Genomic DNA, 24,808 nt, shown 5'->3' with positions numbered 1-24,808 from the left:
GTCAGACATCGAAGCTGGGGAGTGAGCGGAATGCGTGTCGTACAAGCGAGGGAATTCGGCGGCCCCGAGGTCCTGGTCACGGCGGAGGTTCCGGACCCGGTGGCAGGTCCGGGCGAGGTGGTCGTCGCCGTCGCCGCAGTGGACACGATCTTCGCGGAGACGCAGATACGCGCCGGGGTCTTCGGCAAGCACTTCACGGTCCAGCCGCCGTACGTACCGGGCGGCGGCATCGCCGGTACAGTGCGCGCGGTCGGCAGGGGAGTGGATGAGGCCTGGCTCGGCCGCCGCGTCATCACCTCGCTCGGCCCCACCGGCGGCTACGCCGAACAGGCGGTGGCCTCCGCCGCGAAGCTGGTCGCGATCCCGGACGGGCTCGGCCTGACGGAGGCCGCGGCGCTGATCCACGACGGCGTCACCGCCACCGCCCTGCTCGAATTCACGGGCCTGACAGCGGGCGAACGGGTGCTGATCCTGGGCGCGTCGGGCGGCATGGGCACGCTGCTGGTGCAGCTGGCGAAGGCCGTGGGGGCACAGGTGGTGGGCGTGGCCCGGGGCGAGGCGAAGGTTTCCCTCGTACGGGAGCTGGGCGCGGACGCGGTGGTGGACGCGACGGGCGACGACTGGGTCGGCCGGGCCCGTACGGCACTGGGCGCGGGCGGCGCGCAGGTGGTCCTCGACGGGGTCGGCGGCGCCATGGGCCTGGCGGCTTTCGCGCTGACGGCGGACGGCGGGCGCTTCTCGGCGCACGGGGCGCCCACGGGCGACTTCGCGCAGGTGGACGCGGCGGTGGCGGAGCGCCGGGGGATCAAGCTGCTCGGCATCGCGGACGTACAGCTGTCGGACGGGGAGTACGTACGGCTGGCGGCGAAGGCGCTGGGGGAGGCGGCCGGCGGGCGGCTGCGCCCGGTGATCGGCGGCACCTTCCCGCTGTCCGGCGCGGCGGACGCGCACAGGGCGATCGAAGGCCGCGGGCTGCTGGGGAAGGCGCTGTTGGTGGGGTGACACCCCGCGTGCCGGTGGGGTGAGACCCCGCGCCATCCGTCAGGCGCCGCCACGCCTGCGGATCAGGACCTCGATGCCGTCGAGGATCCGGTCCAGGCCGAAGTCGAACTCGAAGTCGGGATCGTCCGGCTCGTACATCACCTGGGATTCCAGCAATTTCGCCACCTCCGGGTAGCGGTCCGGGTCCGCGAGTCTCTTCAAGGTCGTGGCGTAGCGCGCCAGCACCTCCGCGGGAGAATCCCCGCTCGCCGCGATCGCCACTCCCAGGTCCGCCATCAGCGTGGCCTCATTCCGCACATAGCCGCCGACCACCATGATCATCGAGATCTTCTCGCCCTCGCCGAGACCCGTGTCCGCCAGAGCCTTGAGGCCCTGCTCCCACCAGGCCACGGAGTTGGGCGTCGCGGGCGGGCCCGAGATCGGGATGCGCAGGAACCACAGGTTCCGGTGGAATACCTCGCGCTGCGCCCGCGCCCATGCCGCCAGCGCCTCACGCCAGCCCGTGCCCGGGGCGGGGGGCTCAGGCGGCGCTCCTATGACCGCCTCCTGCATCAGGATGTAGAGCTCGTCCTTCGCGCCGACGTACCGGTAGAGCGACATCGTCGAGACGCCCAGCTCCTTGGCGATCCGGCCCATGGAGACCGCGCCGAGCCCTTCCGCCGCCGCGACGGCGACCGCCGCGTCGACGATGCGGTCCAGGCCGATGCCGGGCCGGGGGCCCTTCGACGGGCGTTCGCGCAGGCCCCACGCCGCTTCGATGCTGGCGGGCAGGCCCGTACCGCCGTCCGTACCGTGCTCGCTGCCGGTCATCCGATTCCACCCTCACCCGTCATCCGCTTGACGCCCATCCTAGTAATGCGTAACCATTACGCAGTAACGCGTATGCCATACGCAGAAGGCCGAAGGAGCGCGCCAGTCATGAGTGAGTCACCGGCCGTCGAGGCCACCGGCCTCATCAAGGCCTACGGAAAGCTCAAGGTCCTCGACGGCATCGACCTCCGCGTCGAGCGCGGCACCGTCTTCTCGCTGCTCGGGCCCAACGGCGCGGGCAAGACCACGACCGTACGCATCCTCGCCACCCTCACGACCGCCGACCGGGGCCGGGCGCGCGTCGCCGGGTACGACGTCGTCGCCGACCGCCGCCAGGTGCGCCGCGCCATCAGCCTGACCGGGCAGTTCGCCGCCGTGGACGACAACCAGACGGGCGCGGAGAACCTCCGCATGATGGCCCGGCTCAGCGGACTGTCCCGCCCGGCCGCCCACCGCCGCGTCGCCGAGCTCCTCGAACGCTTCGACCTCGGCGACGCGGGCCGCCGCCGGGCCAAGACGTACTCGGGCGGAATGCGCCGCCGCCTCGATCTCGCGGCCGGTCTCGTCGGAGAGCCGGAGGTCGTCTTCCTGGACGAGCCGACGGCCGGCCTCGACCCGCGCAGCCGCCAGGAGCTCTGGCAGGTCGTCCGCGATCTGTCGGCCCGGGGCGCGACCGTCTTCCTGACCACGCAGTACCTGGAGGAGGCCGACCGGCTGGCGGACCGGATCGCGGTCCTGGACAGCGGGCGAATGGTCGCCGAGGGCACCGCGGAACAGCTCAAGACCCGGTTCGCGGACCACCGTCTCGATGTCGTCCTGGCCGACACCGGCTCGTACTGGCGGCTCGAATCACGCGCCGTCCACCGCTCCCCCGACACGCTCACGCTCGGCCTGCCCACAGACGGCACGGCCGCGCACGTCCGCGCGCTGCTCGACGAGATCGACCCGGACCGGCGGGACGTCGTCCTCTTCTCGCTGCGCACCGCCACCCTCGACGACGTCTTCCTGGCTCTCACGGAGACGAGCGCCGGCACCAGCAAGGAGACGGCCGATGTCTGACGTACTCACCCCGGCCCTTACCCCGGCCCTCACCATGGCCGGGCGAAGCATCCGCCTCAGCCGGCGCAACATCGACGCCCTCATCACCTCGATGATGCTTCCGCTGATGCTGATGGTCGTCTTCATCTACTTCTTCGGCGGCGCCATCGACACCGGTACGACGTACGTGACGTACGTCGTCCCCGGCATCCTCGTCCTCTGCGCGGCCTTCGGCGCGTCGACCACCGCCGTCAACGTGAGCGAGGACATGAAGGGCGGCATCATCGACCGCTTCCGCTCCCTGGATATCGGCGGCACTTCGATCCTGGCCGGTCATGTCGCGGCCAGCACCATCCGCAATCTGGTCTCGACCGCGGTCGTCCTCGCTGTCGCCTTCCTCATCGGCTTCCGCCCCTCGGCCTCACCGGCCGCCTGGCTGGCCGCCGGGGCCATTCTGATCATCTTCCTGGTGGCGATCTCCTGGCTCTCGGCGGCGGTCGGCCTGCTGGCCAGAACGCCGGAAGCGGCAGGCGGCTTCACCTTCTTCATGTCGTTCCTGCCCTATCCCAGCAGCGCGTTCGTCCGGATCGACACGATGCCGAGCTGGCTCCACGGCTTCTCCGAGCACCAGCCGGTGACGCCGCTGATCGAGTCCCTGCGGGGGCTGCTGCTGGGCCAGCCGGTGGGCAGCGCTCCCTGGACGGCGCTTGCCTGGTGCGGCGGGATCCTGGCGGTGGCGGTCGCGCTGTCCGGGGCGCTGTTCAAGGTGCGTACGGCGTAACGTTTCCGCGGTCCGCCGCCCCATGCTCGCGGTGCCAGTCCGTCAGCGCCTTCGCGATCTGCCGCACGCTCGGCACAGCCGTCAGGCCGAGCGCGGTCCCGGCTCTGCCGAGGACATCGTGCAGCTTGCGCGAGGCCGCCGGCAGCAGGCGCCGGTCGAGCTTCCTCCCGCCGCCGACGGCGAGGGCGGACCGTATGACATCGGTGTAGACGGACTGGGCGCGCTTGAACTGCAGGACGTACGGAAGGTCCTCCTGCCAGCCGCGTGAACTGCCCGGCCTGACCGCCTCCACCGTGTCCCGCCAGCGCAGCGCCACCACGGCCTCCTGCTCCGCCGGGTACCGCATGAGATGGAGATGGGTGCCCAGGTCGTACAGCGGATCGCCGAACATGGCCAGCTCCCAGTCGATGGTCCACAACCGGTCGTCACCGTCCACGATGAAGTTCTCCCGGTGCAGATCTCCGTGCAGCAGCTGGAACGGCCGTGAGGTGAGGGAGCGCGCCCGCTCCCTGAGCCGCAGCAGCCCGTCCTCCGTGACGCCGAGCGTCTCGAACAGCCGCCCGTACACCGGGAGCTGCTCCCGGTAGACCCGCTCCTCGGTGAAGCGGATCAGGCACGCGGCGAACCCGGCGCTGTCGCCGTCCGCCGCCTTCTCGGTGACGCGGCCCGCATCGGACGGTTGCCGGTCCAACGGCAGTACGTCGGGAGAGATCGCGGCGAGTTCGCTGAACAGCCGTGCGATCTGGGCCATATGAGGCTCCGCCACGGGCACTCCGGGCTGTCCGTACGAGCCGAGGGTCCTGCCCTCGATGAATCGCTGGAGGCCGATGCCGTCGACCTCCATGATCTCCGGAACGCTCGACACATGCCCGGCCAGCGCCCGGATCAGCGCCGCTTCCGAGGCGAAACTGCGCCGGTCGAACCAGAGGATTCCGGGCCGCGGCTCCCGGCATTTCCACCGGACCGCGCCGACCCCGCCGTTGGCGTCCGGCAGCGGGAACGCGTACGTCTCATGGTGGTACCCCTTGAGCGGACCCTCGATGAGCTCCTCGCCGGCGCTCAGCCGTGCGGCGCGCTGCCGGACCCTGCCAGCCGGCTCGGCGGTGAAGTTCCGTTCCCGGGCGTGAATACAGTCGCCCCCTTAGTCGACGGTGAGATCAGCTCCTGGGGCACTTACCCGCACGGCCCGCAGAAACTCCGTCATATCAACGGCGATCGAATCGGCGTCCACCCCCGCCTCGCGCAGCCGCCGCCGTCCCGTCGCCGAGCGGTGATATCCGTAGAACGGCATGGACACCGCCCGCGCGGCCTCGTAGTCGGTGGGCGAGTCGCCGATCATCAGATGCAGTCCGGGCGCGATGCCGGGCGCCATCGCCTGGCGCAGGGACTGCGGGTCGGGCTTCATCCGCGTCGCGTCCCGCGGCCGGCCGATGACGGGACCGTCGAAGCAGTCGAGCACTGACTGCCGCTCAAGAATGCGGGTAGCCGCATCCACATGGTTGTTGGTAGCGAGCGAAAGCAGCTTGCCGGAGGCGTGGCATGCCCGGATGAAGTCCGCCGCTCCCGGAGTCGGCTCCGCGGATTCCGCCGCCTTGCGTTCCCAGGCGTCGAGCTGGTCGTGCATCTCGGCGACGGTCCTCTGCCAGTCGCCGTGATTCCCCAGGCCGCCCGGACCGGCCCTCCGGTTCATCTCGGCCGTATGCCCGAGCAGTACGGCGATGGGGTCGGCGCAGTAGCGCAACTCCCCCACCAGGCAGTCGTTGCGCTCCGCGACGCTCAGAAGTTCACGGGCGACGAACTCGGCGGGTACGCCGGAGAAGACACCCGCGATGGGACCGTCGAGATCGAAGACAACGCACCGGGCACGGGACAACGCCCGGGACAGTGTCTGCCGCGTCGCTCCAGACGGAGCAGCGGTGGTCGTGGCATGTGGTGGCACGGTTAGAAATCCGCCCTTTTGGCTTGGTATTTCCAGTGCGAGTCGAAGAACTCCTGCGCCACATGCACAATGCCGGACTGCTCGGGTGTGGAGTCGGCTGCGGCACGATAGGGGAACAGAGTCGCCCCCGTGCCGTATGCATCGAAGATCGTCACTTCTTCGCCGTCCGGAGGAAGACTGATGGTCCCCTCTTCGATGGCGTAGAAGCCCTGTAGCGCCAGTCGGCGGTTGAGAATGTACAGCTTGAGTTGAGGCGCGAACGGTACCAGCCGGACCTCTACCGAAACTTCAGGCACAAAACCCCGGTTGCGCAACTCGTACAGAGACTCCCGCAACATGATCGCGTGACTCTGGAGAATGCCTCGCAGCCGCTCGCGGACCCGCGGGTCGTCCGTACCGTCCGTCAGCCGGGGTATCGCCAGATGGGGCGAGCGGGTGTCCGGGAGCATCAACCGGGCCGTGATGCTGCGCGGCGGGTGGATCTCACCGGCCACGATGCGCGCCTTCTGGTCGGACACCTTCGTGGCGAGGGACTCGGTGGTCATCGAGTAGACGTCGAGGGTGACGGCGGTGGCCTCGAACGCCTCTTCCAGATAGGGCTGGAGCACCACCGGAGGCACCCGTTCCGAGACGACGGCCCATACGTCGTCCTCGCCGTCGCCTTCCGTGTCACCGCTGTCCGCCCCCGTCGGCGGCTGAGGCCCCTCGCCGCGACCGGTCCCGTCGCCGCGGTCGCCCTTCACAAAGGTTCCGCTGCCCTGGCGGGTGATGATCAGCCCCTTCTCGCGGAGCAGATCGAGCGCCTGGATCACCGTGGCACGGGAGACCTTGTACTGCGCCGCCAACTCGCCCTGCGTGGGCAGGCGCTCACCCGGCCTGCGGGTGCCGTTGTTGATCTCCTTGCGCAGCTCGTCCGCGACCCACCGGTACCGGAACGAGGTGACATCTCTCGGAGCAGATCCATGACTGGTCACCCAGTAACCCTACAACTGCCCTACAGCCAAGGACGACACCCCACACAACAAACCCAGATAACCAGACAAGTTTACGAGGATGTAGCAAGTGGGCATCAACCCATTAAGTCAACCGGTTGAATTTGTACGGCAATTGGGTGCGCGGAGCACGGTGCACAACGGGGTGTGCAAGCCCAGGCGCCCGCCCTCCCTTGAAGGAGTGACCACCATGCCTCTCCTCACCCTCGTCGTCGAGCAGTACGTGCAGTGGCGCTTCGGCATCGTGGCCGCGATCGGCTTCGTCCTGGTGGCCATCGGCCTGAAGGCCGAGAACGCCACCTGTGCCAGCATCGGCAGCATTCTCGTGGTGCTGCCCGCGATACCGGCCGGTGCCTGACCGGTCCGCCCATGCCCGGACGTCGGATCGTCAGAACGTCAGAATATGTCCGGGCACCAAGGCCGCCTCGGCGTACGGAACACCCGTTCCGCCACCCCGACCGCACCCGGCGTCTCCTCGTCCACACGGCCCAGCTCCGCGAGCCGGACCGCCGACTCGTCGCCCAGGAACAGCGCGCCCAACTCCCGTATGTCCAGCGTCAGATCGGGCGACTGCGCCGTCGGAGCGCAGACCGCCCCGTCCGGCGAGGCGTCCAGCCGGAACTGGCCGCCCGCCAGCCCGGCGTCGTCGCGTACCTCCAGGACGAGGGTCGCGGCCATGTCGTACGTACGCGCCTCCAGCGCCCGTACGACATCCAGGATCCGCACCCACAGGAAGTCCGCGTGCGTGAGGATCTTCGCCGCGCGCGGGTCCGGCAGCAGCAGCGGAAGCAGGTCGTCCGGGGCGCGGTGGCCGGTCTTGACCGTGGTGATCCAGTCCACCGAGCAGACGAAGTGCCACAGCGCGCGCTCCGCCCCCGGCGTCAGCGCGATCATGTCGTGCACGGAGGCCGTGTTCAGCGGCTGCTTGGCGTCGCCCCAGACATCGTCCGCGTGGTACGCGAGATAGCCCTCGACCTCTCCGGCCGCCGAGCGGTAGACCGCGTAGTACGGCTCGGTCCAGGGGTGGGACGCCTTCCGCACCTGGCCGGTGGTGAGCTGCCACCAGCGCTCGTCGCGGTTCACCACGCCGTGTCGGCGCGCGGCCAGGCGCTCGTGCAGCTCCGGGCCGAGTTTGCGTACGTCCGTGCCGTCGACCAGGTCTATTCGGCCACCGTCGGCAGGGCCCGACCAGCGCGGGTCGAGACCGGCGCGGGGCACGTCGATGGCCCACTCGGTGGTCCAGGTGGCGGGCCCGAAGCCGTACCGCCCGTAGATCGGGTACTCCGCGGCGATCAGCGTGGAGACGACGTCGCCGCGCTCCTTGGACTCCGCCAGGTCCGCGGCCATCAACCGGCTGAGCAGGCCGCGGCGGCGGTGCGTCGGCGAGACCGTGACGTTGGAGACGGCGCTCGCGGGGAGCGCGGCGCCGCCCACGGCGGTGAGCTGCTGGGCGAAGGAGCGGTACGTGGCCACGCAGCGGCCGTTGTCGAAGGCGCCGCTGACCCGGGAGAGGTCCGTGTGCGCGCGGCGGTCGGCGATCTCCTCGTCCGAGAAGACCGGAGGTCGGAGAAACCCGGTGGCCAGCGCCCGCAGCCAGTCGGGGAGCTCAGAATCGGCGATCATGCGAGTTTCGACGCTCATACGCGACACGTTATGCACCGACGGATGTAATCCGCACCGGGTTTTCGGCGGAGCCATCGACGGGGCTCGCCGGGTGCCTCGCGGCGGCCCCCGCCCGGTCAGAACGCCGCGCGGACTCCGCCGACCTCCGAGCCGCCGCCCAGCAGCGGCATTTGTCCGATCCGGCCCACCACCGGAGAGTCCACGCCCATGATTTCGAGCGCCCGGGCCAGCACCGGGCCCACCGCCCGTGCCGCGCCGTCGTCCAGCTTGAAGGCCAGCGCGCGACCGTCCGCGAACGCCACCGCCTGAACCGCCTCCGCGCCCATCTTGGAGAGCGCGCCCGGCACCGCGCGCATCAGCCAGGTGTCGTGGCGGCGCGTGCCCGCGACGTACTCGGGGTGCTCGCGCATCGCGTCCGCGACCCTGCGCTCGGCCGTGCCCGGCGCGGCCAGCACGCAGTGCCGGAAGGCGCGGGCCAGCCCGGTCAGGCTGATCGCCAGCAGCGGCGCGCCGCAGCCGTCCGTGCCGACCGCCGCAACGCGCTCGCCGGAGGCGGCCTCGACCGTCTCGTGGACGAGCTGCTGGAGCGGGTGCGCGGGGTCGAGGTAACCGGCGCGGTCCCAGCCGTTGTGCGCGCAGGCGGCGAGCATCGCGGTGTGCTTGCCGGAGCAGTTCATGGTGACCCGGTCCCGGATGTGCCCGGCGGCGAGATACGTCTCCGCCTCGGCCAGATCCAGCGGCAGGTCCGGCGGGGTCTGCAGCTCCTCCACCGCCAGGGAGTGTTCGGCGAGCATCGACCGTACGAGATCGAGGTGGAAACCCTCGCCCGAGTGGCTCGCGGCGGCCAGCGCCAGCCGCTCCCCGGCGAGGTCGAGGCCGGAGCGCAGTATGGCCGCGGCCTGCATGGGCTTGTTGCTGGAGCGCGGGAAGTGGGGCGCGGCGGGGTCCCCGAGGGCGAGTTCCACACTGCCGTCCGCCGCCAGGACGACGAGCGAACCCCGGTGCCTTCCCTCGACAAAACCGGACCGTATGACTTCGGCGAGTACCGGGGACATGCCGGCAGGAAGGGCGGTGCCGGCGGGGGTGGCGGGGGTGGTGCTCATCGTCGGCCTCTCGGGGGCGGATGCGGGCTCCCCGGAAGGGGCGTTCGATGGAACGCTTCAGGTGAGCAGGTCGTCTACTTGCGCTTCGCCCTTACGGTACCTGCGCCCGATCTCGGCGCTGCAATCGTCGGCCGTACGCTGCAACAGCTGCCGACGACGGGAAACCTGCTGCTCATAGCCGACCAGCCGGCCCATGGCGGCGTCCAGCTCCTCATCCGTACGGGCGGTCAGGTCGGAGAGCTCGACCTCGGACAGCATGTCGGCGGCCAGCCGCCGGTACTCCTCGCTCTGCGGTGTGGAGAGCGTCACATGGCGGGCGGACGAACGGTGCTGGGACGGTGCGTCGGCCAGGATCTCCGACAGCCGGTCGACGACGGGCGTCTCGGTGGCGGTACGCCGTGCCAGTTCGGCCCGCAGGATGTCGATCCGGCCCTGGAGCAGCCGCCGTACATAGCTGAGGTCCGCCTCGTCGCGGTGGGAGTCGCGGCGCAGCGTGCGCAGCTCGGGCAGGCGCAGTGCGCCGATGTCGTACTGCACCGGCTCCAGCAGCGCGGAGACCGCGGCAGGCGTAGGAGATGCGGGACCGGGCGCGTGCCCGGCACCAGATGTGCTCATTGCGTGTTCCGTCCCCTCGACCGGTGCGGCTGCACCGCCTGCCTGCATCGTGCCACTCCGGAACCTTCCGACGCAGGTGCACTGCACCCGTTCAGCCGCAGATAGGTTGGCATGTATGCGTGCGGTGGTGCAGAGAATCGACGGCGCGAGCGTCGTGGTCGCGGGTGAAACGGTCGGCGAGATCGTCGGCGAAGGGCTGTGTGTGCTGGTGGGGGTCACCCACGGCGACACCGTGGAGAAGGCCGGGCAGCTGGCTCGCAAGCTCTGGTCGCTTCGCATCCTTGATGGTGAGAAGTCCTGCTCGGACGCGAATGCGCCGTTGCTGGTGATTTCGCAGTTCACTCTCTACGGGGACGCCCGCAAGGGCCGCCGCCCCACCTGGAACGCGGCGGCGCCGGGTGAGGTGGCCGAGCCGCTGGTCGAAGAGGTGGTGGCGCAGCTGCGGGCGCTGGGGGCGCACGTGGAGACGGGCCGGTTCGGGGCGGACATGCGCGTCTCGCTCACCAATCACGGCCCGTTCACGGTGATCGTGGAGATGTAGCCGCACGGATCGGTCCGCCGCACGGATCGGGCTGTACGGATCGGGCTGTACGGCTGTAGGGGGGCCGTACGGCTCAGGGCTGGACGACCGGTTCCTGCGCGGCTGCCGTGTCGCCGCCCACCAGCAGCTCCGCGTCCAGCGGCACATTGCGCTTGATCACCGCGAGCGCGATCGGCCCCAGCTCGTGGTGGCGCGCGGAGGTGGTGACAACGCCGAGCTGGCGGCCCTCTTCACCGTCCGCCGCGAGCCGCACGGGGGTGCCGTGTCCCGGCAGGTGCACCTCGCTGCCGTCGAGGTGCAGGAAGACCAGCCGGCGCGGCGGCTTCCCCAGGTTGTGGACGCGCGCCACGGTCTCCTGGCCGCGGTAGCAGCCCTTCTGGAGGTGGACCGCGCTGCCGATCCAGCCCAGCTCGTGCGGGATGGTGCGGTGGTCGGTCTCGAAGCCGACGCGGGGGCGGTGGGCCTCGACGCGGAGCGCCTCGTAGGCGAGGATCCCGACGGCCGGACCGTTCGCGGCGGCGTATGCCTCAAGGTCGGCGCGCGGCAGGAACAGATCGCGGCCGTACGGGGTCTCCCGTACGGCAACGCCCTCGGGCGTGGGCGCGATGGAGCCCGCGGGCAGGTACACGACCGCGAAGTCGTCGGTGCGGTCGGCGACTTCGACCCGGTAGAAGAACTTCATCGACTCCAGGTACGCGATGAGCTCCTGCTGCGTGCCCGGTTCGACATGCGCCCAGACCGTCGCGCCGTCGTCCACGAGATACAGGGCGTGCTCGATATGGCCGTGCGCGGAGAGGACCAGCGCCTCGGTGGCCTGGCCCGCCGGGAGGTCGCTGACATGCTGGGTGAGCAGCAGGTGCAGCCAGGTCAGCCGGTCGTCGCCGGTGACGGTGACGACGCCGCGGTGCGAGAGATCGACGAGACCGGCGCCGTCCGCGAGGGCGCGCTGCTCACGGAACAGATCGCCGTAGTGCGCGGCGACGCCTTCGTCACGCTCTTCGGCCGCGACCGCGCCGGGCAGGGACAGCAGGGGGCTCTTCATGCGCTCCAGCCTACGACTCGGTAGTTGAAGCGTCAGCGGCGCACTTCTGGGCGCAGTTCTGGCAGCGGCCGAAGATCGCGAAGTGCTTCATGTCCGTCACGAAGCCGAAGGTCTCGCGCAGCTTGGCGGTGAACTCCGCGGCGACCGAGACATCCGCCTCGATCACATTGGCGCAGTCCCGGCAGACCAGGTGGATGTGGTGGTGGCGGTCGGCGAGATGGTACGTCGGAGCGCCGTGGCCGAGGTGCGCGTGGGAGACGAGGTTCAGCTCCTCCAGCAGCTCCAGCGTCCGGTAGACGGTGGAGATGTTCACGCCGGACGCGGTTTTGCGCACCTCGGAGAGGATGTCGTCCGGAGTCGCGTGCTCAAGGGCGTCGACAGCCTCCAGGACAAGCTGCCGCTGCGGGGTCAGCCGGTAACCGCGCTGCCGCAGATCGCTCTTCCAGTCGGTCTTCACCACGCCCCCAGTGTAGGCAGGCGTGGGGGCTGCCACCCGGCCCCTACTTGAAGAAGGCGATTCCGTCGTCGGGAAGGTCGCCGAGATCCTTCGCCCACTGCTCGACCTGCTCCGGGGAAACGACCTTCTTCAGGTGTGCCGACATGTACGGCCGCATCGGGACCTCGGGAGTGGACTTCTCGCCCACCCACATCAGGTCGCCCTTCACATAGCCGTAGAGCCGCTTGCCACCGCTGTACGGGCCCGAGGCCGCGGTGCGCGCGACCGCGTCCGTCGCCAGGTCGATCTGCGGCTTCTGGTCGGCGAGCTCGCCGTACCAGACCTCGACAACGCCCTGGTCACGGACCATGACGACCTCGACCTTGCGGCTGGAGTCGATACGCCAGTAGCCGGACTCGGACTCCAGGGGGCGCACCTTCTGGCCGTCGGTGTCGAGGACCCAGGTGCGGGAGGTGTACTCGACGAAGTCCCGGCCGTCGTGGCTGAAGGTGACTTCCTGGCCGAAGTTGCACTTCTCGGCGCCGGGGAAGTCGGCGACGCCCGCACCCTCCCAGGTGCCGAGGAGGAAGACGAGGGGGACGAGGCCGGGGTTCAGGTCGGACGGAATCTCGATCATGAGTGGCTCTGACGATCTGTAGAGATGCGAGTGTGACGAAAAGGACGATCAGTCTGCGACCGGTGACGCCTAGCGCTGGCCCTGGTACAGCTTCTTCACGGTCAGACCGGCGAAGGCGGCGACGCCGACGCAGACCAGAACCAGCAGGGCTTCGAAGAAGACTTCCAGCACGGGGTGCTCCTCGGGTGAGCGGTATGAGCGGTAGGACCGGGCCCCAGCCTAATGGGTGGGGGCCCGGCCCTCTCTGCGAGGTGCGGCACTCAGCCGAGCAGCTGGTTCTGCAGGCGACGGTCTGGTAGAGGGGGACGGCCGGGGCTGTGCCCCTCTACGACTGCACGATCAGGGCGGAGAGTGTCACCGGCGGTCATGTACGCGTGCCGGACGTGGACAGGGCCACGCGGCGCGGGCTCGTCATACACATGCGTCTGGGTCGACGGGGCCGCGTTCCAGGGCTCGTACCCCGAGTTCAGCGGAGCTGCGTCCGCCACCCCGAGCACCGGCACCTCGGCATCCATTCCACCGTCGAAGTGATCGTCGCAGAACCCCTCCGCGTACGCGACTGTGTGGAGGCGGAGCAAATAGATCTGGGTGACCGTGGAGTCGGGCGTGGTCCAGCCGCGTGCGGCGATGTGCCGCAGCCCGTCGTCGGCGAGGTCCTGTTTCAGGTCCGCTCGATCTTCCTTGGCGTACGCGGCGAGGAATCGGTCGACCGGCACCCGGCCCCTCTCGCCCTGGAGAGCCTTGTCGAGCTGGGCGCCCTTCGGCGCCGGGAGCAGCAGTCCGCCCAGGTCCGCGTTCGCCCGCCGACAGCGCGTGGCTCCATCTTCGGGTACGCCCAGAGGCCATCGCGCTTCGTCCCGTGTCCCAGGACGTCCGTGCGCGTCTGCTCCGCGATCCCGTAGGCAACACGGCCCAATAGTTTGTGCCAGTCGCCGGTGGCACGGACTGGTGCATCACCGAACCCAGGGCCCGACAGAGGCCCGCAGCCCGAGAGCCCCCGGCCCGAGCCACAAGGCCCCGCGCCCCACGCCCGAGTCGGACTATCCGCACCCGCACGACCGGCGGATGACCAAACCCGAAGGGAACTGCTTGACCCTCTCCCTCCGTGAGCCCGCCACCCGCAGGCCCTCGTCCAGGACCAGGTCCACCGCCGCCCGGGCCATCGCCGGGCGGTCCGAGGAGATCGTCGTCAGGGGCGGGTCCGTCAGGCCCGCCTCCTTCACGTCGTCGAAGCCCGCCACCGCCAGCTCGCCCGGCACATCCAGCCGCAGCTCCCGCGCCGCCCGCAGTACGCCGATCGCCTGGTCGTCCGTCGAGCAGAAGATCGCCGGCGGGCGGTCCTCACCCGCCAGCAGCTTCAGCGCCACCTGATACGCGTCGTACCGGTTGAACGGGGCATGGAAGAGCCGCCCCTCCACCGACCGGCCCGACTCCAGCATCGCCCTCCGCCAGCCCTCGACGTGGTCCGCCACCGGGTCGCCGACCGACGGGGTCGACTCGACCCCGCCCAGGCACGCCACGTACGCGTATCCGTGCTCCAGCAGATGGCGCGTCGCCAGCTGCGCCCCGCCGATGTCGTCCGTGACGACGGCCACGTCGTCGATCGCCTCCGGACGCTCGTGCAGCAGCACCACCCGCGCGTCCCACGCCTCGATCTCCGTCGCCGCCCGCTCGCTCATGCCCTGGCTGACCAGGATCAGACCGGAGACCCGCATCCCGAGGAACGCCCGCAGGTAGTGCACCTCGCGCTCGTCGCGGTAGTCGGAGTTCCCGACGAGCACCATTTTTCCGCGTTCCGCCGCGGCCTGTTCGACCGCGTGCGCCATCTCCGCGAAGAACGGCTGCCGGGCGTCCGGCACGATCATGCCTATGAGGTCGGTCCGCCGCGACGCCATCGCCTGGGCGACCCGGTCTGGTCGGTAGCCCAGCTCCTTGATCGCGGCGAGTACCCGCTCGCGCGTGGCCGGGGCAACCGGCCTCGGTCCGTTGTTGATGACGTAACTGACGACCGCAGTCGAAGTCCCCGCCAGTCGCGCCACATCATCCCGCGTCACCTTGGCCACGCGCGGCAGTCTACGCGGGGTGACCTACCTCTGGGCAGGGCGTACGGCGGCTTCCTCCGCCTCGGTCGTGTGCTCCGTACGGGGGACGGATTCCTCCGCCGGTACGGACGGCGCCACAACGGGAGCAGCCGCAGCCGCAGCAGCCGCCGCCTTCGCCTTGGCCTCCTCCGCGGCCACCGCCGCCCGCTCCACCTTCTCCGGCGTCACAAAGCGGTAGCCCACGTTCCGTACGGTCCCGATCAGCGACTCGTGCTCCGGGCCGAGCTTCGCGCGCAGCCGCCGTACGTGCACGTCCACCGTCCGCGTACCGCCGAAGTAGTCGTAGCCCCAGACCTCCTGGAGCAGCTGCGCCCGCGTGAACACCCGTCCCGGGTGCTGTGCGAGGTACTTCAGCAGTTCGAACTCCTTGAAGGTCAGGTCCAGGACGCGGCCCTTCAGCTTCGCGCTGTAGGTCGCCTCGTCCACCGACAGATCGCCGTTGCGGATCTCCATCGGGCTGTCGTCCGCGGTGATCTGCTGGCGGCCCATCGCGAGGCGCAGTCGCGCCTCGACCTCGGCGGGACCTGCCGTGTCGAGCAGTACGTCATCTATGCCCCAGTCGGCGGTGACGGCCGCGAGACCGCCCTCCGTGACGACGAGGATCAGCGGGCAGCCGGGTCCGGTGGACCGCAGCAGTTGGCACAGCGACCGCACCTGAGGCAGATCGCGGCGGCCGTCGATCAGAATGACGTCGGCACCGGGGGTGTCGACAAGAGCCGGGCCTTCGGCAGGCGCCACCCGCACGTTGTGCAGCAGCAGTCCGAGGGCGGGAAGCACCTCCGTCGACGGCTGGAGGGCATTGGTGAGGAGCAGCAGAGAGCTCATCGCGCCCCACCTGCCTGGGTCGTCCTACGGTCGTGCATGGTGCGCTCGCCCATAACGTCGGTTCCTCCTCGGTCCCTGCGAGGACATGGCGGCAATGGTCCGCCGTTCGTTCTGTGTTCACTGTTCACCTGGCTGTAACAATGGACAGGAAACACAAAAGGATCCGGTGGCTTCATTGCCCGGATCCTCTGCACAGCAGAATAACCCACATGTCTACCGGGTCAGAGGGTCCTTACCGCACTTCAATTATTCCCTTGTTCACGCGGGCGCCACTCAGGACGGTCCTCCGGACGGCGGACGGGGTGCGTATCGAGGCGGTGTACGAACCGTGTACGGCCGGTTTCACCCCTACCGCGATCGTCGTCGCGCACGGCTTCACGGGCTCCGTGGACCGGCCCGCCGTACGCCGGGCGGCGCGGGTGTTCGCGCAGCGTGCGGCCGTGGTCACCTTTTCGTTCCGCGGCCACGGCGGCTCGGGCGGACGCTCCACGGTCGGCGACCGCGAAGTGCTGGACCTCGTGGCCGCGGTGGAGTGGGCCCGCTCGCTCGGGCATACGCGGGTGGTGACCGTCGGCTTCTCCATGGGCGGCTCGGTGGTGCTGCGGCACGCGGCGATGAGGGCCACGGAGTCGGTGCACAGGGGGCGCACAGAGGCGCGTACAGACGCGGTGGTCGCCGTCAGTGCTCCCGCCCGCTGGTACTACCGCGGTACGGCCCCCATGCGGCGGCTGCACTGGGTGGTCGGCCATCCGGTGGGCCGCCTGGTCGGCCGCTACGGTCTCCGCACCCGTATCCATCCCAGGGACTGGGACCCGGTCCCCGTGTCGCCGGTCGAGGCGGTGCCGCTCATCGCCCCGACGCCGCTGCTGATCGTCCACGGCGACCGCGACGCGTACTTCCCGCTCGACCATCCGCGCATGCTCGTCGCCGCCGTAGAGGACGGGCCGGCCGAGCTGTGGCTGGAGGTGGGCATGGGCCACGCCGAGAACGCCGCCGACGACGAACTGCTCGGCCGTATCGGGCGTTGGCTGGACGGCGAGTAGCTCATGATGGAGGCAGACGAAAGGAGTGCGGACATGGCAGCGGGAACCATCCGCTACTGGGCCGCGGCCAAGGCGGCGGCCGGGATCGCGGAGGAGTCTTATGCCGCGGTGACGCTCGCGGATGCGCTCGACGTGGTGCGTGAACGGCACCCCGGTGACCTGGCGCGTGTCCTGCAGCGGTGTTCGTTCATAGTCGACGGCGCGCCCGTGGGGACCCGCGGCCATGAGACGGTACGGCTTGCCGAGGGCGGCACGGTCGAGGTGCTCCCGCCGTTCGCAGGAGGATGAACCGCAGATCATGAGCAGCGATCAGCAGTATCCGTATCCGTACGGGCAGCAGCAGCCGCCGCAACAGCAGCCGTATCAGGGTGAGTACCCGGATCAGTACGGGCAGCAACAGCAGCAACAGCCGTACCAGGACGCCGCCGCCCAGACCTGGCAGGGCGAGACCTGGGACACCCAGTACCAGCCCGCCGCGTCGGCCAACGCCAATCCGTATCCGCCGTCGGCCCAGGCAGTGTACGAACCGGCTCTTCCCGTGATTCCGCCGCCGGCCGACCCCGCCGCCGTCCCCGACGGGTACAGCGCGCCCACCACCTCCGGAAACGCCCGGCTGACCGCCGCCCAGCGCGCCCGCGCCGAGGGACGTTCGCCGATCATCGCGCCCGGCATGCAGCCCGCCGGGCTGACCGCCGCCCTGTCCCTGCTGCTCGCGGGCGGCGCGGCAATCGGCCCGTACGCCCTGCTCGTACCGCTCGTCCTGCTCCAGGCCGTCACCGCCGCGGGCTGGTTCCGGCTGAACGGCATGTGGCCCGCCCGGCAGGGCATCGCGCTCGCCTTCGCGGGCGGCCTCGCCGCCGATGCCGTACTGCTCGCCGTCGGCCGCGAGAACGCCCCCGCCGCGATCGTCGGCACGCTCGGTGTCTGGGTGCTGCTCATCCTCGTACTGCAACTGCGCAGCCGGGCGGGTGCGGACGAGCGGATGAGCGGACTGATGGCGACCGTCGCGTCGGCCGCCCTCGCCATCCTCGCGACCGGACACCTCGCGGCCGAGAGCGACGCCGTGGTGGTCGGCGCGATCGCGGTCGCCGTGGCCGTCGTCGCCCGCGCGCTGCCGCTGCCGGGTGTCGTATCCGTCGTCCTGGCGCTGCTGGCCGCCGCCGGTGCGGGCATCGCGGCCGGTGGCCTGAACGACATCGGGGCCTCGGGCGCGCTGCTCGGCGCGGCGGCCGGTGGCTGCGCGCTGATCGGGCTGCGGGCGGCGAGCTACGACTACCCGTCCCGCTTCGTCCACATGACGGCGGGCGTGGCGCTGCCGCTGACCGCCGCGGCTCCGGTGGTCTATCTGATCGGCCGCGCCCTGGTGTGACGTACCCCTGGTGTGACGTACCGCGCGACCGGGCCAGGAACCAAAGCTTCCGGCCCCACGTCGATCATTAGCAGGGCCGACGGCCTGACAGACCCAAGGTGGGGGACCCCAATCCAATGCGAGCACTGCGAATACTGCTGATAGTCGCTGTGGTACTGGGCGGCATCTTCGTCGCCGCGGACCGAATCGCGGTGAACATGGCCGAGTCCCAGGCGGCCGACAAGATCAAGACCAGTCAGGGGCTGAGCTCGACCCCGGAGATCTCCATCAAGGGCTTCCCCTTCCTCACCCAGGTCATGGGCAAGGAACTCGACGAGGTCGATGTCAGCCTCGCGGGCATCACCGCCACCGCCGACGGCCGCTCGGTCAACGTCACCGAGGTCGAGGCGCAGCTGCGCGCGGTGCGGATCAACAGCTCCTTCTCCTCCGCCGTCGCGGACCAGGCCGACGGCTCCGCCCGGATCTCGTACGCGGACCTGACGAAGGCCGCGCCCGAAGGCGCCACCGTCAGCTACGCGGGCGCCGAGCGGGCAGCCAAGGGCCAGGTCAAGGTCACCGGTCCGGCCGTCGAGCTGCTGGAAGGCGCGGGCATCCCGGTCCCCGGCAGCATCAAGGAAGAGCTCGGCGACAGCACGATCGACGCGTACAGCACGGTCGTCCTCAGGGATGGCAGCACGGTCCAGCTGAAGGCTGTGACGCTGCCGAAGCTGCCGGGTCCGGGCATGGAGGACCGGCTGCGCGAGATTGTGGACTACGACCTGGAGATCGCCGGAATGCCGTCGAGCGTCAAGCTGGACAAGGTGGAGGCGACGGACGCGGGACTGCGGTTCTCCGGCACGGGGCAGAACGTGTCCCTGACCAGCTGACGGTCGTACGGGCTGACGACCGTATGGTGAGACGCCGGTGTCCGGTAAGCAGAAACCGGAGCCCTGTCGGCGGTCACGGCGGCGACTCGGCCGGAGCATCGTCCCATAATGTGGATGATCGCGTCTCAATATCCGACACGCCGGTGACATGGTGGCCGGGTCGTCCCTACGATCGACGCATGCAGTGCTCTATTAGCGGTCTCCGACAGCGGGGACAGGCAGATCTCACGAAGCGGCGGGCAGTAGACCTGTGCCGTGTCGCTGCCATGCTCTGTCGCACTGTCTGAGCGGGAGCCCGACTCCCGTATCCCGGCCCTTCGACTCTTGTCAGGGCAACCCGTGCCTGTACGCCGCGCATTCCGCGTATCCGCACACCCACCCCTGCTTCGCACCACCCGCCGCACACTGCCCCGGAGGAGAAACCGCATGAGCCGCAGCGATGTCCTGGTAGACGCCGACTGGGTCGAGGCCCACATCGACGACCCCAAGGTCGCGATCGTGGAGGTCGACGAAGACACCTCCGCGTACGAGAAGAACCACATCAAGAACGCGATCCGCATCGACTGGACCAAGGACCTTCAGGACCCGGTCCGCCGTGACTTCATCGACCAGGAGGGCTTCGAGAAGCTCCTGTCGGCGAAGGGCATCGCGAACGACACGACCGTCGTCCTCTACGGCGGCAACAACAACTGGTTCGCCTCCTACGCCTACTGGTACTTCACGCTCTACGGCCACGACAGCGTGAAGCTGCTCGACGGCGGCCGCAAGAAGTGGGAGCTGGACTCCCGCGACCTGGTCGACGCCGTCCCCGAGCGCCCCGCCACCGAGTACAAGGCCAAGGCTCAGGACACCTCGATCCGCGCCTTCCGCGACGACGCGGTGGCGGCCATCGGCACGCTGAACCTGGTCGACGTGCGCTCGCCCGACGAGTTCTCCGGCAAGCTCCTCGCCCCGGCGCACCTCCCGCAGGAGCAGTCGCAGCGCCCCGGCCACATCCCGAGCGCCCGCAACATCCCGTGGTCGAAGAACGCCAACGACGACGGCACCTTCAAATCGGACGACGAGCTCAAGGAGCTCTACGAGACCGAGCAGGTGGACCTCGCGAAGGACACCATCGCGTACTGCCGCATCGGTGAGCGTTCCGCGCTCACCTGGTTTGTGCTGCACGAGCTGCTCGGCGTCGAGAACGTCAAGAACTACGACGGTTCGTGGACCGAGTACGGCTCCCTGGTGGGTGTGCCGATCGAGCTCGGCGCCAACAAGTAAGCCTCCGTCTCCGACTTCTCAGACCTCTCGACTTTCTCGACTTCTCCGACCGGAAGGACCAGTTTTATGTGTGGAGCACAGGCCGGCGGCCCCGACGCCTCGACGATCAAGCCCGGTGAGACGACCATCCAGGGCAGCGTGACGCGTGACGGCCAGCCCGTCACCGGTTACGTCCGTCTGCTGGACTCGACCGGCGAGTTCACCGCCGAGGTCCCGACCTCGGCCACCGGACAGTTCCGCTTCTACGCGGCCGAGGGCACGTGGACGGTGCGCGCGCTCGTCCCGGGCGGCACGGCGGACCGTACGGTCGTCGCGGAGCAGGGCGGCCTGGCCGAGGTCGCCATCGCGGTCTGAACACTGGTGAACACCGGCTGAAGGGCCGCACCCCTGGAATTCGCCCTGGGGGGTGCGGCCCTTCAGCCGTACGCTGGAGGCATGTACGCGCGGCGTCGGCGCCGGTATTTCCTGCTGATGGGCGGTTGCGTTTTTCTCTTCGTCTCCGCCTGGGCATTCGTGCGGCTCTGGTCGGTCCCCGTGGCCGTCGGCATGTGTGTTGTCGCCATGGTCATCCCGCCGATCGCCGCGATGGTCGGCAATGCGCGCGGGCCGGACGACCGCTGGTGGGACGATCCCTCGGGGGACCCGAAGTCGGACGAGTGGTGGGACGAGCTGGACGGCAAGCGTCGTCAGTAGCCCCAGCAGCCTCAGCAGCCGTCAGTAGACGAGCGCCTGGACGTCGTCCGCCAGGCTTTCGCTGACGAAGACCTGCGCGCCCGCGATCCGTACGCCCTCCAGTACGTCCTTCTCCCCGATGTCGCGCCGGGCCGCGCACTGCGTGCAGAGGGTGATCTGCCCGCCCACCCGGATCGCCTCGATCAGGTCGGGCAGCGGCGCGGCATGCGGCAGTTCGAACTCGGCCGCACGGCCCGGCAGCGCGAACCACGCGGACTCGCCGGTCAGCCAGAGCGAGACCTGCACGCCACTGGCCACGGCGACGGCCGCCACCGTAAAGGCCTGCGAGCAGCGCTCGGGCGCGTCGGCTCCGGCGGTCACCTTGATAACGAGTTTCTTGGCCATGTGCGGAACTTTGACGTGCTCCCTGGCCTAAAGTCCAGGGATTCTTGCCACGGTCGTTGGACCGTCTGGGTGGCTTCCTGCTAGGCGATGGCGCGAAGCTGCCGCACGGGGGTGTGGGGGCGTCAGCCCACACGAACCCTCCCCCAGGGGTCTGGGGTGCAGCCCTCAGTCAAGGAAACGGGCGGGGTGGGGGAGAGCAACCCCGCAGCCCTTATTTGCCGCATACACGCTTCTGTTGGGCTTCTTAGGGCCTCCTCAGGCCCCTCTCATCTACAACGCCGACAGTCGTTGCCATGAGCGACTACTACCGCCGAAGCGGCGAAGAGGGCAACCAGCAGCAGCCGTACAGCACGGGCGCCGGCGACTACCCGCCCCCGCCCCCCTTCGGGCCCACCGCGCCCACCGCGCCCACTGGGCCCACCGGGCCGGAAGGGCACACCGCGCCCGCCACCGTGTGGCCGGGCGACGGTGGCGCGGGGTACCAGCCCCCCGGTGGCGTCGTACAGGCCGGCACACCCGACGCCGCACCCGGCCCCGGACACGCACCCGCACCCGCACCCCACCGCGCCCGCGCCAAGCGCCCCGTCGCCCTCCTCGCCGCCGTCGCGCTCATCGCCGCCGTCGTCGGGGGTGGCGCCTCCGCCCTCGTGCAGCAGTACGTCGACAACGGCGACACCGGCAGCGCCGCCGCCACCTCCGTCACCGGCACCACCGTCTCGCAGAGCAGCAACGGCACCGTCGCCGGAGTCGCGCAGGCCGTCTCGCCCAGCATCGTCGAGATCAACGCGACCTCCACCGCCGGAGAGGCCACCGGCTCCGGGGTGATCATCACCTCGGGCGGCGAGATCGTCACCAACAACCACGTCGTCTCCGGCGCCGACTCCATCAAGGTCCAGCTCAGCGACGGCAAGACGTACACCGCCAAGCTCGTCGGCGCCGCCCCGGACAAGGACCTCGCCCTCATCAAGCTGGAGGGCGCCAGCGGCCTCAAGGCAGCGACTCTCGGCGACTCCAGCAAGGTCAAGGTCGGTGACGAGGTCGTCGCCATCGGCTCGCCCGAGGGGCTGACCGGCACCGTGACCAGCGGAATCGTCTCCGCGCTCGACCGCGATGTCACCGTCGCGAAGGACGAAGGCCAACAGCAGCAACAACAACAGCAGCAGGGCGGCGGCAACTGGCCCTTCGAGTTCGGCGGGCAGCAGTTCAACGGCGACACCGGCTCCTCCAAGACCACGTACAAGGCCCTCCAGACGGACGCCTCGCTCAACCCCGGCAACTCCGGTGGCGCGCTCATCAACATGAACGGCGAGATCATCGGCATCAACTCCGCGATGTACTCGCCCAGCGCGGCATCCAGCTCCACCGCGGGCAGCGTCGGCCTCGGCTTCGCCATCCCGGTCAACACCGTCAAGAGCGACCTCGGCAGTCTGCGCGACGGCGGCGACAGCTAGCCCCCGTACGGGGCTCGGCCCATGCGAGGCTGGGCCCCGGAACCGACGTCCCCGGACCGAAAGAGACCGCAGATGACCAGCGCCGAGCGCATCCTGATCGTCGACGACGAACCCGCCGTGCGCGAGGCACTCCAGCGCAGTCTCGCCTTCGAGGGCTACGGCACCGAGGTCGCCGTCGACGGCGTCGACGCGCTCGCCCGTGCCGAGGCGTACGCGCCCGATCTGATCGTCCTCGACATCCAGATGCCCCGGATGGACGGCCTGACCGCCGCCCGCCGGCTGCGCTCCGCCGGATCGAAGGTGCCGATCCTGATGCTGACCGCGCGCGACACCGTCGGCGACCGCGTAACGGGCCTGGACGCGGGCGCCGACGACTATCTGGTCAAGCCGTTCGAGCTGGACGAGCTGTTCGCCCGGGTCCGGGCGCTGCTGCGGCGCAGTTCGTACGCCGCCGCCGCGGACGCGGCCACCGACGACGACGTGCTGGCCTTCGCCGATCTGCGGATGGATCTGGCCACCCGCGAGGTCACCCGCGGTACGCGCCGCGTCGAGCTGACCCGTACGGAGTTCACGCTGCTGGAAATGTTCCTGGCGCACCCGCGCCAGGTGCTCACCCGTGAGCAGATCCTCAAGGCGGTGTGGGGTTTCGACTTCGAGCCGAGTTCGAATTCACTGGATGTGTACGTGATGTATCTGCGCCGCAAGACGGAGGCGGCCGGTGAGCCGCGCCTGGTCCACACGGTGCGCGGGGTGGGGTACGTCCTGCGTACCGGAGGCGGTGAGGGGTGAGCAGTCAGCCCCAGAACCACCGCAGGTCGTTCCGTACGCTGCCGCTGCGCTCCCGGCTGGCCCTGCTGGTCACCACGGCCGTCGCGGTCGCCGTCGCCGCCGTGTCCGTCGCCGCCTGGCTGCTGACCAGCGCCCAGCTGCACAACGAGCTCGACACCTCGCTGGAGAACAGCAGCGCGCCATTCGGTTCGGTGCGACAGGCGCTGGACACATGTCTCAATCCCCCGAGCGAATCCACGCCGGGCGCCGGCTTCGCCTATATCCAGGTCGTCGCTCCCAGCGGCGAGGCCTGTGTCGATCCGTACTCGCAGCCCGTGAAGGTCCAGCAAGAGGACATCGACGTCGCGAACGGCACCACCTCCGAGACCCTGCACAACTCGACCACGGAGCAGGGTGTTGAGGTACGCGTCCACACGGAGCTGATCGACGCCAGACCCTTCGACGTCCGCGCTCTCAATGTCGACCCGCGATCGCCGCTGATCGCCGTCTCGGTCTCGCGTCCCCTGACTGAGATCGACACGTCCCTGAACCGGCTCGCCCTGCTCCTGACCGCCCTCGCCGGCATCGGCGTACTCGGCGCGGGCGCCGCCGGCCTGTGGATCGCGCGGACCGGGCTGAAGCCGGTCGACCGGCTCACCGGAGCCGTCGAGCACGTCGCCCGTACCGAGGATCTGACCGTACGCATCCCCGTCGAGGGCGAGGACGAGATCGCCCGCCTGTCCCGCTCCTTCAACTCCATGACCGCCGCGCTCGCCACCTCCCGCGACCGGCAGGCGCAGCTGATCGCCGACGCCGGGCACGAGCTGCGTACGCCGCTGACCTCCCTGCGTACGAACATCGAGCTGCTCGTGCGCAGCGACGCGACCGGCCGGGCCATCCCGCCCGCCGACCGTGCGGCGCTGATGGCATCGGTCAAGGCGCAGATGACCGAACTCGCCGCGCTCATCGGCGACCTGCAGGAGCTCTCCCGGCCCGACGCCGTCGGCCACGGCCCGTTGAAGGTCGTCGCCCTGCACGAGATCGCCGAGACCGCACTGGACCGGGCGCGGCTGCGCGGCCCCGAGCTCACCTTCACGGCCGAGCTGGAGCCCTGGTACGTACGGGCGGAACCGGCCGCGCTGGAGCGGGCGGTGGTCAACGTCCTGGACAACGCGGTGAAGTTCTCGCCGCCGGGCGGGACGGTCGAGGTGGCTCTGCGACGCGGCGAGCTGACGGTACGGGATCACGGCCCCGGCATTCCCGCCGAGGATCTCCCGCACGTCTTCGAACGCTTCTGGCGCTCGCCGTCCGCGCGCGCCCTGCCGGGCTCGGGGCTCGGACTGTCGATCGTGGCCCGTACAGTGCAGCAGGCGGGCGGCGAGATCGCGCTCGGGCCCGCGCCGGGCGGCGGTACGCGCGCGGTGATCCGGCTCCCGGGGGCGGCGACCCCGCCGCCGGCCACTCCCTGACTCAGTTGCGCTG

General features: G+C 70.0%; 29 protein-coding genes. 15 read left to right on the top strand and 14 right to left on the bottom strand.

Annotated features, from left to right (window positions below; translation table 11 throughout):
* Window positions 1-30 precede the first annotated feature (30 nt).
* Window positions 31-1,002 (top strand): zinc-binding dehydrogenase, encoded by a 972-nt coding sequence (locus ACIHCQ_RS36340; protein ID WP_399672375.1) that lies wholly within the window; start codon window positions 31-33, stop codon window positions 1,000-1,002.
* Window positions 1,003-1,041: 39 nt separating this feature from the next.
* On the opposite strand, the gene ACIHCQ_RS36335 is transcribed toward ACIHCQ_RS36340, so the two are convergent.
* Window positions 1,042-1,812, bottom strand: coding sequence for a TetR/AcrR family transcriptional regulator (locus ACIHCQ_RS36335; RefSeq protein ID WP_399672373.1), 771 nt, complete (start codon window positions 1,810-1,812; stop codon window positions 1,042-1,044).
* A gap of 108 nt (window positions 1,813-1,920) precedes the next feature.
* Here ACIHCQ_RS36335 and ACIHCQ_RS36330 point away from each other — a divergent pair, with 108 nt between their 5' ends.
* Both ACIHCQ_RS36330 and ACIHCQ_RS36325 read left to right on the top strand, forming a co-directional pair.
* Entirely contained in the window at window positions 1,921-2,871 is a 951-nt protein-coding gene (locus tag ACIHCQ_RS36330; RefSeq protein WP_399672371.1) for an ATP-binding cassette domain-containing protein, read from the top strand.
* Entirely contained in the window at window positions 2,864-3,631 is a 768-nt protein-coding gene (locus ACIHCQ_RS36325) for an ABC transporter permease (protein WP_399672369.1), read from the top strand. Before ACIHCQ_RS36330 ends, ACIHCQ_RS36325 begins: the two co-directional genes overlap by 8 nt.
* Here the strand turns inward: ACIHCQ_RS36325 and ACIHCQ_RS36320 are convergent.
* The 3 genes from ACIHCQ_RS36320 to ACIHCQ_RS36310 all read right to left on the bottom strand — a co-directional run bounded on the left by ACIHCQ_RS36320 (window position 3,612) and on the right by ACIHCQ_RS36310 (window position 6,544).
* On the bottom strand, window positions 3,612-4,673 hold the full coding sequence (locus ACIHCQ_RS36320) for a phosphotransferase (RefSeq protein ID WP_399672467.1): 1,062 nt from the start codon (window positions 4,671-4,673) through the stop codon (window positions 3,612-3,614). The genes ACIHCQ_RS36325 and ACIHCQ_RS36320 overlap by 20 nt on opposite strands.
* 99 nt (window positions 4,674-4,772) lie before the next feature.
* The gene (locus ACIHCQ_RS36315) at window positions 4,773-5,504 is read right to left on the bottom strand and encodes an HAD family hydrolase (RefSeq protein WP_399672367.1); all 732 of its coding nucleotides are present in this window, start codon (window positions 5,502-5,504) and stop codon (window positions 4,773-4,775) included.
* Window positions 5,505-5,572: 68 nt separating this feature from the next.
* Window positions 5,573-6,544: a GntR family transcriptional regulator gene (locus tag ACIHCQ_RS36310; RefSeq protein WP_399672365.1), complete on the bottom strand. Its 972-nt coding sequence runs from the start codon at window positions 6,542-6,544 to the stop codon at window positions 5,573-5,575.
* A gap of 208 nt (window positions 6,545-6,752) precedes the next feature.
* On the opposite strand from ACIHCQ_RS36310, the gene ACIHCQ_RS36305 reads away from it, so the two are divergent.
* A complete protein-coding gene (locus ACIHCQ_RS36305; protein ID WP_399672363.1) occupies window positions 6,753-6,920 on the top strand; it encodes a hypothetical protein in 168 nt (55 codons plus the stop codon).
* A 38-nt stretch (window positions 6,921-6,958) separates the two neighbouring features.
* On the opposite strand, the gene ACIHCQ_RS36300 is transcribed toward ACIHCQ_RS36305, so the two are convergent.
* The 3 genes from ACIHCQ_RS36300 to ACIHCQ_RS36290 all read right to left on the bottom strand — a co-directional run bounded on the left by ACIHCQ_RS36300 (window position 6,959) and on the right by ACIHCQ_RS36290 (window position 9,903).
* Entirely contained in the window at window positions 6,959-8,203 is a 1,245-nt protein-coding gene (locus tag ACIHCQ_RS36300) for a GNAT family N-acetyltransferase (RefSeq protein WP_399672361.1), read from the bottom strand.
* Window positions 8,204-8,301: 98 nt separating this feature from the next.
* Window positions 8,302-9,288, bottom strand: coding sequence for an asparaginase (locus tag ACIHCQ_RS36295; protein WP_399672359.1), 987 nt, complete (start codon window positions 9,286-9,288; stop codon window positions 8,302-8,304).
* Between the two features lie 57 nt (window positions 9,289-9,345).
* A complete protein-coding gene (locus ACIHCQ_RS36290; protein WP_399672358.1) occupies window positions 9,346-9,903 on the bottom strand; it encodes a hypothetical protein in 558 nt (185 codons plus the stop codon).
* 115 nt (window positions 9,904-10,018) lie between these two features.
* Between ACIHCQ_RS36290 and dtd the strand changes: the two genes are divergently transcribed.
* Window positions 10,019-10,444 (top strand): D-aminoacyl-tRNA deacylase, encoded by a 426-nt coding sequence (gene dtd / locus ACIHCQ_RS36285; protein ID WP_399672356.1) that lies wholly within the window; start codon window positions 10,019-10,021, stop codon window positions 10,442-10,444.
* Window positions 10,445-10,517: 73 nt separating this feature from the next.
* On the opposite strand, the gene ACIHCQ_RS36280 is transcribed toward dtd, so the two are convergent.
* The 6 genes from ACIHCQ_RS36280 to ACIHCQ_RS36255 form a co-directional block, all read right to left on the bottom strand.
* Window positions 10,518-11,486, bottom strand: coding sequence for a YgfZ/GcvT domain-containing protein (locus ACIHCQ_RS36280; protein WP_399672354.1), 969 nt, complete (start codon window positions 11,484-11,486; stop codon window positions 10,518-10,520).
* A 10-nt stretch (window positions 11,487-11,496) separates the two neighbouring features.
* The gene (locus tag ACIHCQ_RS36275) at window positions 11,497-11,946 is read right to left on the bottom strand and encodes a Fur family transcriptional regulator (RefSeq protein ID WP_399672352.1); all 450 of its coding nucleotides are present in this window, start codon (window positions 11,944-11,946) and stop codon (window positions 11,497-11,499) included.
* A gap of 40 nt (window positions 11,947-11,986) precedes the next feature.
* Entirely contained in the window at window positions 11,987-12,559 is a 573-nt protein-coding gene (locus tag ACIHCQ_RS36270; RefSeq protein WP_399672350.1) for an FABP family protein, read from the bottom strand.
* A gap of 260 nt (window positions 12,560-12,819) precedes the next feature.
* Window positions 12,820-13,275 (bottom strand): hypothetical protein, encoded by a 456-nt coding sequence (locus ACIHCQ_RS36265; protein ID WP_399672348.1) that lies wholly within the window; start codon window positions 13,273-13,275, stop codon window positions 12,820-12,822.
* A gap of 324 nt (window positions 13,276-13,599) precedes the next feature.
* Window positions 13,600-14,622 carry a LacI family DNA-binding transcriptional regulator gene (locus ACIHCQ_RS36260; RefSeq protein WP_399672346.1) on the bottom strand — a complete coding sequence of 341 codons (1,023 nt, stop codon included), beginning with the start codon at window positions 14,620-14,622 and terminating at the stop codon, window positions 13,600-13,602.
* Between the two features lie 24 nt (window positions 14,623-14,646).
* A complete protein-coding gene (locus ACIHCQ_RS36255; RefSeq protein ID WP_399672344.1) occupies window positions 14,647-15,486 on the bottom strand; it encodes a response regulator transcription factor in 840 nt (279 codons plus the stop codon).
* A 209-nt stretch (window positions 15,487-15,695) separates the two neighbouring features.
* Here ACIHCQ_RS36255 and ACIHCQ_RS36250 point away from each other — a divergent pair, with 209 nt between their 5' ends.
* The 7 genes from ACIHCQ_RS36250 (at window position 15,696) to ACIHCQ_RS36220 (ending at window position 20,723) form a co-directional block, all read left to right on the top strand.
* Entirely contained in the window at window positions 15,696-16,529 is an 834-nt protein-coding gene (locus ACIHCQ_RS36250; RefSeq protein ID WP_399672342.1) for an alpha/beta hydrolase family protein, read from the top strand.
* 33 nt (window positions 16,530-16,562) lie between these two features.
* On the top strand, window positions 16,563-16,817 hold the full coding sequence (locus ACIHCQ_RS36245) for a MoaD/ThiS family protein (protein ID WP_399672340.1): 255 nt from the start codon (window positions 16,563-16,565) through the stop codon (window positions 16,815-16,817).
* Window positions 16,818-16,827: 10 nt separating this feature from the next.
* Entirely contained in the window at window positions 16,828-17,898 is a 1,071-nt protein-coding gene (locus ACIHCQ_RS36240; protein ID WP_399672338.1) for a hypothetical protein, read from the top strand.
* A gap of 116 nt (window positions 17,899-18,014) precedes the next feature.
* Window positions 18,015-18,764 (top strand): DUF2993 domain-containing protein, encoded by a 750-nt coding sequence (locus tag ACIHCQ_RS36235; protein WP_399672336.1) that lies wholly within the window; start codon window positions 18,015-18,017, stop codon window positions 18,762-18,764.
* 426 nt (window positions 18,765-19,190) lie between these two features.
* Window positions 19,191-20,030 (top strand): sulfurtransferase, encoded by an 840-nt coding sequence (locus tag ACIHCQ_RS36230; RefSeq protein ID WP_399672334.1) that lies wholly within the window; start codon window positions 19,191-19,193, stop codon window positions 20,028-20,030.
* A 66-nt stretch (window positions 20,031-20,096) separates the two neighbouring features.
* A complete protein-coding gene (locus tag ACIHCQ_RS36225; RefSeq protein WP_399672332.1) occupies window positions 20,097-20,384 on the top strand; it encodes a DUF1416 domain-containing protein in 288 nt (95 codons plus the stop codon).
* An 81-nt stretch (window positions 20,385-20,465) separates the two neighbouring features.
* Entirely contained in the window at window positions 20,466-20,723 is a 258-nt protein-coding gene (locus ACIHCQ_RS36220; protein WP_399672330.1) for a DUF3099 domain-containing protein, read from the top strand.
* Window positions 20,724-20,744: 21 nt separating this feature from the next.
* On the opposite strand, the gene ACIHCQ_RS36215 is transcribed toward ACIHCQ_RS36220, so the two are convergent.
* The gene (locus tag ACIHCQ_RS36215) at window positions 20,745-21,107 is read right to left on the bottom strand and encodes a DsrE family protein (protein WP_399672328.1); all 363 of its coding nucleotides are present in this window, start codon (window positions 21,105-21,107) and stop codon (window positions 20,745-20,747) included.
* A gap of 293 nt (window positions 21,108-21,400) precedes the next feature.
* On the opposite strand from ACIHCQ_RS36215, the gene ACIHCQ_RS36210 reads away from it, so the two are divergent.
* The 3 genes from ACIHCQ_RS36210 (at window position 21,401) to ACIHCQ_RS36200 (ending at window position 24,795) form a co-directional block, all read left to right on the top strand.
* Entirely contained in the window at window positions 21,401-22,558 is a 1,158-nt protein-coding gene (locus ACIHCQ_RS36210) for a trypsin-like peptidase domain-containing protein (RefSeq protein WP_399672326.1), read from the top strand.
* 72 nt (window positions 22,559-22,630) lie between these two features.
* Entirely contained in the window at window positions 22,631-23,347 is a 717-nt protein-coding gene (locus ACIHCQ_RS36205; RefSeq protein ID WP_399672324.1) for a response regulator transcription factor, read from the top strand.
* Window positions 23,344-24,795: a sensor histidine kinase gene (locus tag ACIHCQ_RS36200; RefSeq protein WP_399672322.1), complete on the top strand. Its 1,452-nt coding sequence runs from the start codon at window positions 23,344-23,346 to the stop codon at window positions 24,793-24,795. Before ACIHCQ_RS36205 ends, ACIHCQ_RS36200 begins: the two co-directional genes overlap by 4 nt.
* The last annotated feature ends 13 nt before the right edge of the window (window positions 24,796-24,808 follow it).

Origin of the sequence: Streptomyces sp. NPDC052236 (assembly GCF_044548015.1) — a bacterium.
GTDB lineage: Bacteria > Actinomycetota > Actinomycetes > Streptomycetales > Streptomycetaceae > Streptomyces.
Note: the sequence above shows the minus strand (reverse complement) of the source record. Positions and strands in the feature narration are given on the sequence as shown.